The sequence below is a fragment of the Jeongeupia sp. USM3 genome, from assembly GCF_001808185.1.
Classification (GTDB): domain Bacteria; phylum Pseudomonadota; class Gammaproteobacteria; order Burkholderiales; family Chitinibacteraceae; genus Jeongeupia.
This window is the reverse complement of the sequence record NZ_CP017668.1, coordinates 3,648,798-3,660,447: the sequence shown is the minus strand read 5'-3', so window position 1 is coordinate 3,660,447 and position 11,650 is coordinate 3,648,798. Positions and strand designations below refer to the sequence as shown.

15 protein-coding genes are annotated in these 11,650 nt (G+C 65.6%); 6 read left to right on the top strand and 9 right to left on the bottom strand.

The genetic code is table 11. From position 1 onward, the window contains the following. Window positions 1-9 precede the first annotated feature (9 nt). The 9 genes from BJP62_RS17215 to BJP62_RS17180 all read right to left on the bottom strand — a co-directional run bounded on the left by BJP62_RS17215 (window position 10) and on the right by BJP62_RS17180 (window position 6,360). Complete coding sequence (locus tag BJP62_RS17215; RefSeq protein WP_070531798.1) at window positions 10-600, bottom strand: bifunctional 2-polyprenyl-6-hydroxyphenol methylase/3-demethylubiquinol 3-O-methyltransferase UbiG; 591 nt, start codon at window positions 598-600, stop codon at window positions 10-12. Window positions 601-660: 60 nt separating this feature from the next. Next, window positions 661-1,155, bottom strand: coding sequence for a DUF1801 domain-containing protein (locus tag BJP62_RS17210; RefSeq protein ID WP_236943626.1), 495 nt, complete (start codon window positions 1,153-1,155; stop codon window positions 661-663). A gap of 46 nt (window positions 1,156-1,201) precedes the next feature. After that, a complete protein-coding gene (locus BJP62_RS17205; RefSeq protein ID WP_070531792.1) occupies window positions 1,202-1,489 on the bottom strand; it encodes a putative quinol monooxygenase in 288 nt (95 codons plus the stop codon). Window positions 1,490-1,602: 113 nt separating this feature from the next. Continuing rightward, window positions 1,603-2,073: a hypothetical protein gene (locus BJP62_RS18180; RefSeq protein WP_083301000.1), complete on the bottom strand. Its 471-nt coding sequence runs from the start codon at window positions 2,071-2,073 to the stop codon at window positions 1,603-1,605. 28 nt (window positions 2,074-2,101) lie between these two features. Then, window positions 2,102-2,305: a hypothetical protein gene (locus tag BJP62_RS17200; RefSeq protein ID WP_070531789.1), complete on the bottom strand. Its 204-nt coding sequence runs from the start codon at window positions 2,303-2,305 to the stop codon at window positions 2,102-2,104. A 380-nt stretch (window positions 2,306-2,685) separates the two neighbouring features. Then, a complete protein-coding gene (locus BJP62_RS17195) occupies window positions 2,686-3,996 on the bottom strand; it encodes an ATP-binding protein (protein WP_070531786.1) in 1,311 nt (436 codons plus the stop codon). Further along, a complete protein-coding gene (locus BJP62_RS17190) occupies window positions 3,993-4,667 on the bottom strand; it encodes a response regulator (RefSeq protein WP_070531783.1) in 675 nt (224 codons plus the stop codon). Before BJP62_RS17190 ends, BJP62_RS17195 begins: the two co-directional genes overlap by 4 nt. A gap of 42 nt (window positions 4,668-4,709) precedes the next feature. Continuing rightward, entirely contained in the window at window positions 4,710-5,213 is a 504-nt protein-coding gene (locus BJP62_RS17185) for a hypothetical protein (RefSeq protein ID WP_070531779.1), read from the bottom strand. A gap of 163 nt (window positions 5,214-5,376) precedes the next feature. Beyond that, the gene (locus BJP62_RS17180) at window positions 5,377-6,360 is read right to left on the bottom strand and encodes a serine/threonine protein kinase (protein ID WP_070531778.1); all 984 of its coding nucleotides are present in this window, start codon (window positions 6,358-6,360) and stop codon (window positions 5,377-5,379) included. Window positions 6,361-6,629: 269 nt separating this feature from the next. On the opposite strand from BJP62_RS17180, the gene clcB reads away from it, so the two are divergent. From clcB to BJP62_RS17150, 6 genes are all read left to right on the top strand, one after another. Continuing rightward, window positions 6,630-7,919, top strand: a complete 1,290-nt coding sequence (clcB, locus tag BJP62_RS17175; protein WP_083300999.1) for a voltage-gated ClC-type chloride channel ClcB — start codon at window positions 6,630-6,632, stop codon at window positions 7,917-7,919. A 101-nt stretch (window positions 7,920-8,020) separates the two neighbouring features. Further along, window positions 8,021-8,866: a 23S rRNA (adenine(2030)-N(6))-methyltransferase RlmJ gene (locus BJP62_RS17170; protein ID WP_070531775.1), complete on the top strand. Its 846-nt coding sequence runs from the start codon at window positions 8,021-8,023 to the stop codon at window positions 8,864-8,866. Between the two features lie 77 nt (window positions 8,867-8,943). Next, window positions 8,944-9,699, top strand: coding sequence for a molybdate ABC transporter substrate-binding protein (gene modA, locus BJP62_RS17165; protein ID WP_070531772.1), 756 nt, complete (start codon window positions 8,944-8,946; stop codon window positions 9,697-9,699). Then, window positions 9,696-10,097: a molybdopterin-binding protein gene (locus tag BJP62_RS17160; RefSeq protein WP_070531769.1), complete on the top strand. Its 402-nt coding sequence runs from the start codon at window positions 9,696-9,698 to the stop codon at window positions 10,095-10,097. Before modA ends, BJP62_RS17160 begins: the two co-directional genes overlap by 4 nt. Then, entirely contained in the window at window positions 10,094-10,780 is a 687-nt protein-coding gene (modB, locus tag BJP62_RS17155) for a molybdate ABC transporter permease subunit (protein WP_236943625.1), read from the top strand. Before BJP62_RS17160 ends, modB begins: the two co-directional genes overlap by 4 nt. After that, window positions 10,774-11,637: a sulfate/molybdate ABC transporter ATP-binding protein gene (locus BJP62_RS17150; protein WP_070531766.1), complete on the top strand. Its 864-nt coding sequence runs from the start codon at window positions 10,774-10,776 to the stop codon at window positions 11,635-11,637. The genes modB and BJP62_RS17150 overlap by 7 nt, the downstream gene beginning before the upstream one ends. Window positions 11,638-11,650: the final 13 nt, after the last annotated feature.

Here is an 11,650-nt window from a genome sequence, read left to right as displayed (position 1 = left end):
GCGGAAAAATCACACCGGTTTCGCCGCGATCAACTGCACCACCGCGCCCAGCCCGGTGTGGTAAGTCCCTTCGATCACCTCGCGTTCCAGCTCGCGCAGATGGCGGAAATCCAGCCCGGCCAGCTCCTCGTGCAGCATCGCCGCCGTCACCATCGTATCGGCCGAACTGCCGCCGCCGGTGCGGTGCTGCAACTGCGCCGGCGTGTACGCTTCCAGCACGAACACGCCGCCCGGCTTCAGCGCCGCGACCACCTTGCGGTGCAGCGCCTTGCGCAGCACCGAGGGCAGCGGGCAGAAAATCGACACGACGCCGTCCCAGCACGCCTCGCCCGGATCGAACTCGGCCAGATCAGCGTGCACCCGCTCAATCGCCACGCCATGCGCTTCGGCCAGCCGGCCCGCCTTTTCCAGCCCCACCCGCGATGCGTCGACCGCCGTCACCGCATAACCCTGCGTCGCGAGAAACACCGCATTGCGCCCCTCCCCCTCCGCCAGACTCAGCACCCGGCCTTTCGGCAGCGCAGCGACGTTGTCGGCCAGAAAGCCATTCGGCGCAGTGCCGTAGGCATAATCATCAGTGCTGTAGCGTTCATCCCACATGGTGTTTTCCGTTTGTATTTGAAAGGTATTGGAGCGATTCGGACGAGTCGTCGACGCAAATTACTTTGCCTTTTTCGACTTTGCACCGGACGCATTCAGCGCCGCCGCTGCACGAATCAGTGCGATAAACGCCTCGGCATCGATATCCTCGTCCTGCTGGACATCGATCGCCCGCCGGGCATTGCCGTCGAGGCTGGCATTGAACAGCCCGGCCGGATCATCGAGCGACGCGCCCTTGAGGAAGGTCAGCTTCACTTTGGCCTTGTAGGTCTCCCCGGTGCAGATGATCCCGCCGTGCGACCACACCGGCGTGCCCATCCACTTCACCTCCTCGACCACATCCGGCAGCGCGGCCTTGATCAGACCTCGCAGCTTGCTCAAGGTCTCGCCGCGCCAGTCGCCGAGTTCGGCGATTTTGCGGTTGATGAATTCGGGGGCGGACAAACCTTCGATTAAATCCGATGTGCTCATAACACCTCCTGAAAATCCGAAAATGAAGATATAGATTATTACGACCTCGGGCTTGCCCTCCGGCGACACTAACGCCTGAACCAAGCCGCGCCGCGACGCGGCGTCGGCTTGAAAGTGTTACCAGGATGAATCAATCGAATGCATCCATAAGCAGAAAGGTTGCTGGCGACCTCTGATGCTGATTGATCAACGGCACCAGCCTCCTGAAATGCTCGGTATTGCAGTGCGCATCCAAAGCGGCCCGATCGGGCCACTCCTCTACGAATACGAAGTGCCCGGAATCTTTCTGATTGATGAATAGATCGTAGGATAAGCAAAGCGGTTCTTCCTTGGTCTTCTCAACCAGCTCCCGATATAGAGGCATTACCTCCTCGACGCACTCCGGCTTGATAAAATCTTGAGCTATTACTTTGAGCATAATCTACATGTCCGATTATTCAGACTAACGATTAAGCTAACGGGCAGACAAAAGCGCAGCTTTTGGCTGTCCAGCGAACGGAGTGAGCGGCAGCTGAGCGCATTGTTATACGTTCACCTCGAGACCCAATGAGTTTCTGATTGCTCTTCTCCGGAGGAGTCTTGCCAGGTTAGTTTTACCTGATACTTGCGCGGACTGCTCATATGAAAAGCTGCCAGCAGCTTAAACCGTGAGTTTTGCTTCATTTCCGGGTATGGAAGTACATGGTGGATTTCACTTGTTAAAGGGTTATCTTGGCAATCAACAAGCTCAAGATCGACCTTGTATGCGCTGCCTTTGCCAGTGTTGGCAACTATGAAATGGCTAGATTTCCCAAGTTTTGTGATTGCCACATTCAGTTGGGGCTTTGTCTTTAAATGCTCTTGCTCTTCTATGCTCTTTATTTGGAGTTTGGAAAGCTCCGCCGTAATTCGCTCAAGCTCCAGTTGCTCTGCTGCCAGTTTGCGAGTTCGCACAAGTGAAACCGCTGAAATTACGATTGCGATAATTGACACCAAGAGTGTAAGCAACTCGGAATGTATCACTTAAATTTTCCTTTAAAGGCCTTTTTTATCATTGCCTCAATTCCTTTTTTGCTTCTGGAATGATGATTTGTTTTGCTTGCTCGATACCGGCCTCTTTTAGGTCGCAGAGCATTATTTGGTGCCCGCAAAAGACGCATTTTACGAAGTCGTCATCTTGCACATTATCTGGTTGCTCAAAATCCGTATGTCCGCATTGCGGACACTGCATGACAACGTTCTTTGTCTTGATCATGCTTCAATCTCCGAATGCGTATAACCTAGTGTGTGCACCATGGTGCGTAACAAATTATTGCGACATTTGTCGCATAACTCCGACGACAAACACTAAAGATAGCTACAAAGAGCAACAAAAATGACAAATGATTATTTAATAATCAGCAGATTACACAGAAGCCCCCCCGTTCAGCGCATGTCCGATAAAAAACCAAGTGCACCATGCGTTCACAACAAGCTCGCACCATTTGCCCCAAATATGCCCATCACCTGCAACCCAGCCACAGATGGTAACGCAGGAAGCCGCGAACTTTGCCAACTCGTTCCACGTCAATCAGCGCTTTATATATTTTAAAACAGCAAACCAATACCGGGCGCGATACCGATTACTTGCTTTGCTCAGCCTTGCACCAGCGGCAGTTCAACCGTGACCCCCAATCCCGCCAGCGGCGACTCGCCCAGCGTCACAGCTCCCCGGTGCGCATCGGCCACGGCCCGAACAATCGCCAGCCCGAGGCCACTGCCCGAGCCGGCGCTGCCGGGGCGGCGGTAGAAGCGCTGGAACACCTGTTCGCGCTCGGCTTCGGGGATGCCGGGGCCGCTGTCGGCGACGGTGAGCTGCGCTCTGCCCTCGCCGTCCGCATCGATGCGGCGCAGCGCGACGTCGATCCGGCCGCCGCTCGGGGTATAGCGGATGGCGTTGCCGACGAGGTTGGCGACCAGCGAGCGCAGTGCGTCGGCGTTGCCGGAGACTTGCACGTCGGCGTCGATGTCGGTGGCGCCCAGATCGAGCCCGGCGGCGATGGCCAGCGGCGCCTGTTCGGCGAGTACGTCGGTGACGATGTCCGCCAGTACCAGCACGGCATGTTCGGACGCGGCTTCGTTGCGGGCCAGCGTCAGCAACTGGTTCAGCATGTGGCCGGCGCGGGCGAGGCCGGTTTTGAGTTCGGCGATCGCCGCGGTGCGGCTGGCGTCGTCCGGGGCGCGCTCCAAGCTGGCGAGCTGCAGTTGCAGCGCGGCAAGCGGCGTGCGCAGTTCGTGCGCGGCATTGGCGGTGAACGCGCGTTGCGATGCCAGCGCATCGCCCAGCCGCAGCAGCAGTCGGTTGGTCTCGGCAATCAGCGGCTCGACCTCCTCCGGCGCCAAGCCGGACGGCAGCGGCGCCAGCGCGTCGGGCGTGCGTGCGGCAACTTCGCGGCGCAACGCTTCGAGCGGCCGCAGCGCCCGGCCGATCACCCACCACGCGCCAAGCAGCAGCAGCGGCAGGGCGATCAGCAGCGGCACCGTGGTGCGCCACGCGGTATCCAGCGCCAGCCGGTTGCGCGTGCGCATCGGCTGGGCGATCTGGATCACCTTGCCGGGCACGGCAACGGCGTAGGTGCGCCAGTCGCCTTCACTGGTCGCGGCGGTGGCGTAGCCGAGCTGCACCTGCGCCGGCAGCACGCGGTGCGGGTGCGAGTAGTAAAGCTGCACGCCGTCCGGATCCCAGACCTGGATGACGAAATCGAAGCCGGCCGTAGAGCGCAGCGACGAGCGCCCGGGGATGAAGGTCTGGTTGACCACCGACAGCGCCAGCTGGCGCAACTGGTAGTCGAACAGCTCGTTGGCCTCGTTGCGGGTGCGGAGGAAAGCCAGCGCGGCGGCGACGGCAATGACCAGCGCCATGCCGCCGAGCAGCATCAGCATCAGTTGTCGGCGCAGCGAGCTCATGCGGCCTCCGGCGGCTGTCTGGGCACGTAATAGCCAACGCCGCGCAGGTTGAGGATCCACGCCGCGCCGAGCTTGCGCCGCAGCGCGTGGATGTGGACTTCGACCGCGTTGCTGGCAACCTCTTCATCCCAGCCGTACAGCCGGTTCTCCAGCCGCGCCCGCGACAGCGGCGTGCCGGGCTTTTGCAGCAGCTCGAACAGCAGCGCGTACTCGCGCGCCGACAGCGCCACCTCGCGCTCGCCCAGCCAGACCTGATGGCTGGCCGGATCGAGCCTGAGCGCACCGTGCTCGAACAGCGGGCTGGCGCGGCCGGCGTGGCGGCGCTGCACCGCGCGGATGCGCGCCAGCAGCTCGTCGAAATCGAACGGTTTGACGAGGTAATCGTCGGCACCGGCATCGAGCCCGGCGATCCGGTCGGCCACGGCGTCACGCGCGGTCAGGATCAGCACCGGGGTCGCAGCACCACGCTGACGCAGCTGGCGCAACACCGTCAGGCCGTCGGCGCGCGGCAGACCCAGATCGAGCAGCACCAGCCCGTACTCCTGCTGCTGCAGGGCCAGATCGGCCGCCACGCCGTCGGCGGCGCGGTCGACGCTGAAACCGGCGTCGCGCAGCCCGGCTTCGAGGTGACGGCCGATCATGTCGTCGTCTTCGGCCAGCAGCAGTCGCATGGTGGGCAGGCCGGCGGGCAGCCGGCAAAAGTCGGAATCCGGCTAGTCTTCGCCAGCGGCGGCCTTGGCGTCAATCACCGCGTTGATGCCGCCGCCCTGCAACGGCAGGTCGCTATTGGCCCAGTCCTCGATCTGCACCTTGCCGCTGATCCGGTCGGTCCAGCTGCTGCCTTTGGCTGCCGGTGTACTGGCTGCGGCGGCCGGGGCGCTGGCGGCGAACGATGCGGAACCGGTCTGCGTAGCAACTGGCGCACTCGGGCGTGCCGGCTCGGTCGGCGCAGCCACCGGGTTGGGTGTTGCGACGACCGGTGCAGCCGGTACGGCAACGGCTGCGGGTCTGGTCACCTCGGCGGCCGGCTTGGCGACATCGGCCGCCGCTTTGGCCGCATCGGGCTTTGTGGCCGCAGCCGACGCCGCAGCGGCGCGCGCACGGGCTTCCCGGGCCTTGGCCTGCTCGGCCTGCAGCTCGACCGGCGCCGAGGTTTCGATCGCCAGCGCGACGGCCGGTATCAGCAGCAGCACTGCGCTCAGGAGGGTTCGGTTCATTTCGGGGACTCCGGATACGGCGGCACGCCCGAATGGACCGCCTGCCCGCACACTAGCGCCCGGCAACATCGGAGAACAAGCCGGGTTTACCCCAACCCAAACCGGTTTGACATTTCAGCAATACACGAACATGCACAAGACCGGACGGTGAGGCTTCAGCGCATCAAACCGGCCATAGCGGCGGCTCGGCCATTGCTTCGATCTGCTCGCGCAGCGCGTAGATATGTTCCTGCCAGTAGTTCATGGTGTTGAACCACGGGAAGGCCGCCGGGAAGGCCGGATCGTCCCAGCGCTGCGCTAGCCAGCCGGCGTAGTGGATCTGCCGCAGGGTGCGCAGCGCTTCGACCAGATGCAGCTCGCGGGCGTCGAAATCGCAGAAGTCCTCGTAGCCGGCCAAGAGATCGGCCAGCTGCGAGACGCGCTCGTGCCGCTCGCCCGACAGCAGCATCCACAGGTCCTGCACCGCCGGGCCGCTGCGCGCGTCGTCGAAGTCGACGAAGTGCGGGCCGGCATCGGTCCACAGCACGTTGCCGAGGTGGCAGTCGCCGTGCAGCCGGATCGCCTTGACGTCGCCGGCACGCTCGAACGCCCGCGCCACGCCGTCGAGCGCATCGGCGATCACGGCTTGATACGCGGTGGTCAACTCCATCGGCATGAAGCCTGTCTCGACCAGCCAGCGGCTCGGCGTCTGGCCGAACGATTCCAGCGTCAGCGCCGGCCGGTGTTCGAACGGCCGCGTTGCGCCGACGGCATGGATGCGGCCGAGGAAACGGCCGAGCCATTCGAGCGTGCCTTCGCGGTCGAGCTCGGGCGCACGGCCACCCTGACGCGGGAAGACAGCGAAGCGGAAGCCGTCGATGCCGGTGTTGAGCGTGCTGCCGTTGATCTCGAGCGGCGGCACGGCCGGGATTTCCAGCGCCGCCAGCTCGGCGGTAAAGGCGTGCTCCTCGAAAATCTGCGCGTCGGACCAGCGGCCCGGCCGGTAGAACTTGGCGATCAGCGGCGCACCGTCGTCGATACCGACCTGGAACACGCGGTTCTCGAAGCTGTTCAGCGTCAGCAGATGGCCGGAGGTGGCAAGGCCGACGGCGTCGAGCGAGTCGAGCACGGTGTCGGGCGTGAGCGTGGCGTAGGGGGTGGTGTTCATCGGCCGATTGTACGAGCCAGTTCTATTCGGCGGCTACGCCTGTGCATTTTGCCTCCGTCCGATGCGCCGAACCCCGCAAGGGGGCTACCTTCGGGTCGTCCTCATGGACACCATGTCCATTCCGGTTTCTGCGCTTCGGGCGGAGGCAGACTGCTTTGGCTCGCTCGCCGACCAGAACAGGTTAGCGTACTGATATCTGTATTTTTGGGCTCGCGCCGCCGCCGCGGCTTCCCTAAAGTACGGCTGAGTTTCCACTGCCTACCGACACCATGCCCGCATCCGCGCGACTGGCCAGACTGCGCCCCGGCCTTGCCGGCCGGCTCGATCCGCAACTGCTGCGCGTGCTCGCCGCGATCGCCGCCGGCGTGATCGGCGCGCTGGCGGTCTGGGTCTTCCATCAGGCACTTGAACAGGCCGAACAGTGGCTGTACGGCCATACCGACGGCCTCGTTGCCGCGGCGCGCGGGCTGCCGGCGTGGCAGCGCGTCGTCACGCCGATGCTTGGCGGCCTTGCCGCCGGCGTGCTGCTGTGGCTGTGGAACCGGTCGCGCGCCACGCCGGCGCGCCATGCCGGCGACTATATCGAGGCGGTGACGGTCGGCGACGGCCGGCTCGACCTGCGCGGCGGGCTGGGCAAGGCGCTGGCCTGCTTTCTGGTCGTGATCGCCGGCGGCGCGGTCGGCCGCGAAGGCGCGATGGTGCTGCTCGCGGCGCTGGCGTGTTCGTTCATTGGTGCGCGTGTTCGCCATCTGATCGACCTGCGGCTGACGGTGGCCTGCGGCGTCGCTGCCGGTTTCGCCGCCGCCTACCACGCACCGCTGGCGAGCTCGCTGTTCATCGCCGAGGTGTTGCTCGGCTCGCTCGCGCTGGCGGCGATCGGCCCGGTGATCCTCGCCGCGGTGACGTCGGCGCTGGTCACGCACGCGCTCGCCGGCGACGCGACGCTGTATCAGGTTGCCGCCAGCACCCCGCTCGATGCGACCGGGCTGGCGCTGGTGGCGCTGGCCGGCGTCGTCGCCGGTGTGCTCGGGCCGCTGTTCCTGCTCTGGCTCGACCGCAGCAAGGCGGTCTTCGCCCGGCTGAACTGGCCCTTGCCGCTGACGCTGGCTGCCGGCGGACTCGTCGTCGGGCTGGTGTCGGTGCTGCGGCCCGAAGCCTGGGGCAACGGCTACAGCGCGGTGCAGGCGATGCTGCTGGCACCGGCGACATGGCAGGTCGTCATGCTGATCCTGCTGTGCAAGCTGATCGCCGTCGCCGGCAGCATCGGCTCCGGTGCGCCCGGCGGCGTGTTCACGCCGACCTTGCTCGTCGGCGCGGCGTTCGGGCAGTTGCTCGCCATCGTCACCGCCCCGCTCGCTCCCGGCGCCGGCCAGCTGTTCACGATCTCGGGCATGGGCGTCTTCCTCGCCGCGACGACGCACGCACCGGTGATGTCGGCGCTGATGGTGCTGGAGATGACCGGCCAGGTGCAGCTCCTGCTGGCACTGCTGCCGGCCTGCGTGATCGCCGCGGGCATCTCGCGGCGGCTGCGCGCGGCGTCGGTCTACGCGGGGCACTGAGCACGGGGCCGGACGCATCCGGCCCGGCCAGGCCAGCGCTAGGCAAGCCGGCCGCAAACGCGGAAAATCGCGCCCTTGCATCCACCCATCCGGCCTTACCCATGCTCAGCTACCGTCACGCCTTCCACGCCGGCAACCACGCCGACGTGCTCAAGCACTTTCTCCTCGTCGAGCTGCTGGGCTACCTGAACCAGAAGGACAAGGCCTACTGGTATATCGATACCCACGCCGGCGCCGGGCTGTACCAGCTGACCGAGGGCTATGCGGCGAAGAACGCCGAATTCGAGGGCGGCATTGCCCGGCTGTGGAACCGCACCGACCTGCCCGAAGCGCTGGCGCGCTACGTCGAGGTGATCCGCCGCTTCAATCCGGACGGCAGGCTGGCGTTCTACCCGGGCTCGCCCCTGGTCGCGCAGGCGGTGATGCGCCGCGATGACAAGCTGCGGCTGTTCGAGCTGCACCCGAGCGACAGCAAGCTGCTCGAAGCCAATTGCGAGATGCTGGGCCGGCAGGCGCAGGTCAACGTCGGCGACGGCTTTGCCGGCCTGAAAGCCGTGCTGCCGCCGCCGCCGCGCCGCGGGCTGACGCTGATCGACCCGCCGTACGAGGACAAGGGCGACTACCGGACCGTGGTCAAGGCGATGGAAGAAGGCCTGCGCCGCTTTGCCACCGGCACTTTCGCGATCTGGTATCCGACCTTGCAACGCGCCGAATCGCGCGAGCTGCCCGAAGCGCTGAAAAAACTGCCGGCCAAGGGCTGGCTCGACGTACGGCTGCAGGTGCAATCACCCTCCGCCGACGGCTTCGGCATGCACGGCAGCGGCATGTTCGTCGTCAACCCGCCGTACACGCTGGCCGCAACGCTCAAGGCGGTGATGCCGCTGCTGGCCGATGCGCTGGCGCTCGACAAGGGCGCCGGCTTCACGCTTGAGCACCGGTCGGCCTGATACGCCGTTCGACCTATCGCTGGCGCGCCGGCGGCGCCGATATACTGAAGCCGACGTCATACAGAGGAAAGGAATCCATGCGCACGCTTCGCCTTCTCGTCGCAGCTCTAGCCTTCGCCGCGACCGCCCAAGCCTGGGCCGCCCCGATCAATGTCGCGGTGGCCGCCAACCTGCAGTACACCTTCGACGACCTCGCCAAGGCGTACAAGGCCGAGACCGGGCTCGACGTGAACCCGAGCTACGGCGCATCGGGCAAGTTCTTTGCGCAGATCGGCAACGGCGCACCGTTCCATGTCTTCCTCTCCGCCGACGCCAGCTACCCGCAGAAGCTCGACGCCGCAGGGCTGACGCTCGAACCGAGCAAGGTCTACGCGCACGGCACGCTGGTGCTGTGGACGCTGAAGGACCTCGACCTCAAGCAGTGGGAAAAACTGGTTCGCGATCCGGCCGTCGAACGGATCGCCGTCGCCAACCCGGAAACCGCACCGTACGGCCGTGCTGCGGCACAGGCGCTGAAGCACTACAAGTTGAGCGAGGCCGCGCATTCCAAGCTCGTGTTCGGCGAAAGCATCGGCCAGACCAACCAGTTCATCGCCACCCGCGCTGCCGACCTCGGCTTTACCGCCAAGGCCATCGTCATCTCCGCCGAAATGCAGGGCAAGGGCCGCTGGCTCGAAATCCCCTCCGCCGCCTACGAACCGATCGCCCAGCGCGCCGCGCTGCTCAAGTACGCCGGCGACAACGACACCGCGGACGCCAAGCGCTTTTACCAGTTCCTGTTCTCGCCGAAGGCGCAGGCCATCTTCAAGCAGGCCGGGTACAAACTGCCGTGAACCGCATTCCCGCCACGCTGACCCGGGTCGAGCACGGCGCCGGCATGACCCTCGTCGAAGCCCGCGTCGAAACCGCTTCCGATATCGCCACGCTGGTCGCGACCATCGTCGGCGAGGTGGCGCTGACGGTCGGTGCACCGGTCGTGCTCGCCTGCAAGGAAACTGAAGTCGCACTGGCGAAAAACCTCAGCGGCGAGATCAGCCTGCGCAACCGCCATGCCGCGCGCGTCGTCGGCATCGACGCCGGCGCAGTGCTCACACGGGTCGTGCTCGACTGGCACGGCCAGCGGATCGCATCGGTGATCACCAGCGGCTCGGCCAGCCGGCTGGACATCCGGATCGGCGACAGCGTCGAATGGCTGGTCAAGGCCAACGAAATGGCGGTGGACACACCGTGATCGCCCTGCAGGCCGCCGACATCCAGCCGTTCTGGCTGACGCTCAAGCTGGCAACGATCACCACGCTGGTGCTGATCGCGCTGGCGATCCCGCTGGCACGCTGGCTGGCCTTCGGCCGCTCGCCGTTGCGGCCGGTGGTCGAAACGCTGTGCAACCTGCCGCTGGTGCTGCCGCCGACGGTGCTCGGCTTCTATTTGCTGGTGTCGTTCAGCCCGGTGTCGTTCACCGGCCGCTGGCTGCAGGACGTGCTCGGGCTCAAGCTCGTATTCACCTTCAGCGGCCTTGTCATCGGCTCGGTGATCTTCAGCCTGCCCTTCATGCTGCAACCCTTGGTCGCAGCGTTCCGCCAGTTGCCGTCCAACCTGATCGACGCGGCACGCACGCTCGGCAAGAGCGAATCCACGATCCTGACCCGGGTGATCCTGCCCAACGCCCGCGCCGGCCTGCTCTCGGGCACCGTGCTCGCGTTCGCGCACACCGTCGGCGAATTCGGCGTCGTGCTGATGCTCGGCGGCGGCGTCAGCGGCGACACCCAGGTCGCGTCGATCGCGCTCTACCGCAAGGTCGAAGCGCTCGACTACGCCGGCGCGCACAGCTACGCGCTGGTGCTGGTGTCGTTCGCCTTCGTCGTGCTGCTGCTGCTGCGGCTGATCCAGTCCCGAGGCGAGGCACGGCCATGCTGAATCTCGCGCTGACCCACACAATTCCGACGCCCGAAGGCCCGCGCCCGCTGCAGGTCGAACTGACGCTGGCGCCGGGCGAGCGGCTGGCGCTGTACGGCCCGTCCGGCGTCGGCAAGACCACGCTCTTGCGGCTGATCGCCGGCCTTACCCGCCCCGATGCCGGCCGGATCGCCTTCGGCGACACGCTCTGGTGCGACACCGCCCGCCGCATCCACGCCCCGGCGCGCGAACGCCGCGTCGGCTACGTGTTCCAGGACTACGCGCTGTTCCCGAACATGCGCGTCCGCGACAATCTCGCCTTCGCCCAGCCGGTCGCCAATCGGCACAAGCTCGACGAACTGCTCGAACTGACCCGGCTCGCGCCGCTGGCCGACCGTTACCCGCAGCAACTCTCCGGCGGCCAGCGCCAGCGCGTCGCGCTGGCCCGTGCACTGGCACAAGAACCGCAACTGCTGCTGATGGACGAACCGCTGTCGGCGCTCGACCCGGGCCTGCGCGTCGCGCTGCGCGACGAGATCGACGAAATCCTCCGTGCGGTGCAGCTGACGACGGTCATCGTCAGCCACGACCTCGGCGACGTTTTCCGGCTGGCGCAGCGCGTCGCCGTGCTCGAGCCGGGCCGGGTCGCCGCCATCGGCACGCCGCGCGACGTGCTGCTGCCGCCGACACCGGCCGGCCGCCATGCGCTCTCCGGCATCGTGCTCGCGATCGAACCTGCCGACGTGCTCTGGCGCGTCACCGTCGCCATCGGCAACGACACGCTGGCGACGCTGAGCGCCGACGTCGAACACCTGCGCATCGGCGCACCGGTGGCGGTGCAGCTGAACGGCAGCAGCGCCGTCTTGCAGCCAGCCTGAACATTCCCGCGGA

Bases quoted from the DNA above. Each gene is read 5' to 3' on its own strand.
- BJP62_RS17185 (WP_070531779.1), bottom strand. From the start codon at position 5,213: ATGAACCGAACCCTCCTGAGCGCAGTGCTGCTGCTGATACCGGCCGTC.
- clcB (WP_083300999.1), top strand. From the start codon at position 6,630: ATGCCCGCATCCGCGCGACTGGCCAGACTGCGCCCCGGCCTTGCCGGC.
- BJP62_RS17200 (WP_070531789.1), bottom strand. From the start codon at position 2,305: ATGATCAAGACAAAGAACGTTGTCATGCAGTGTCCGCAATGCGGACAT.
- BJP62_RS17150 (WP_070531766.1), top strand. From the start codon at position 10,774: ATGCTGAATCTCGCGCTGACCCACACAATTCCGACGCCCGAAGGCCCG.
- BJP62_RS17215 (WP_070531798.1), bottom strand. From the start codon at position 600: ATGTGGGATGAACGCTACAGCACTGATGATTATGCCTACGGCACTGCG.
- BJP62_RS17170 (WP_070531775.1), top strand. From the start codon at position 8,021: ATGCTCAGCTACCGTCACGCCTTCCACGCCGGCAACCACGCCGACGTG.
- BJP62_RS17190 (WP_070531783.1), bottom strand. From the start codon at position 4,667: ATGCGACTGCTGCTGGCCGAAGACGACGACATGATCGGCCGTCACCTC.
- BJP62_RS17205 (WP_070531792.1), bottom strand. From the start codon at position 1,489: ATGCTCAAAGTAATAGCTCAAGATTTTATCAAGCCGGAGTGCGTCGAG.
- BJP62_RS17180 (WP_070531778.1), bottom strand. From the start codon at position 6,360: ATGAACACCACCCCCTACGCCACGCTCACGCCCGACACCGTGCTCGAC.
- modA (WP_070531772.1), top strand. From the start codon at position 8,944: ATGCGCACGCTTCGCCTTCTCGTCGCAGCTCTAGCCTTCGCCGCGACC.
- BJP62_RS17195 (WP_070531786.1), bottom strand. From the start codon at position 3,996: ATGAGCTCGCTGCGCCGACAACTGATGCTGATGCTGCTCGGCGGCATG.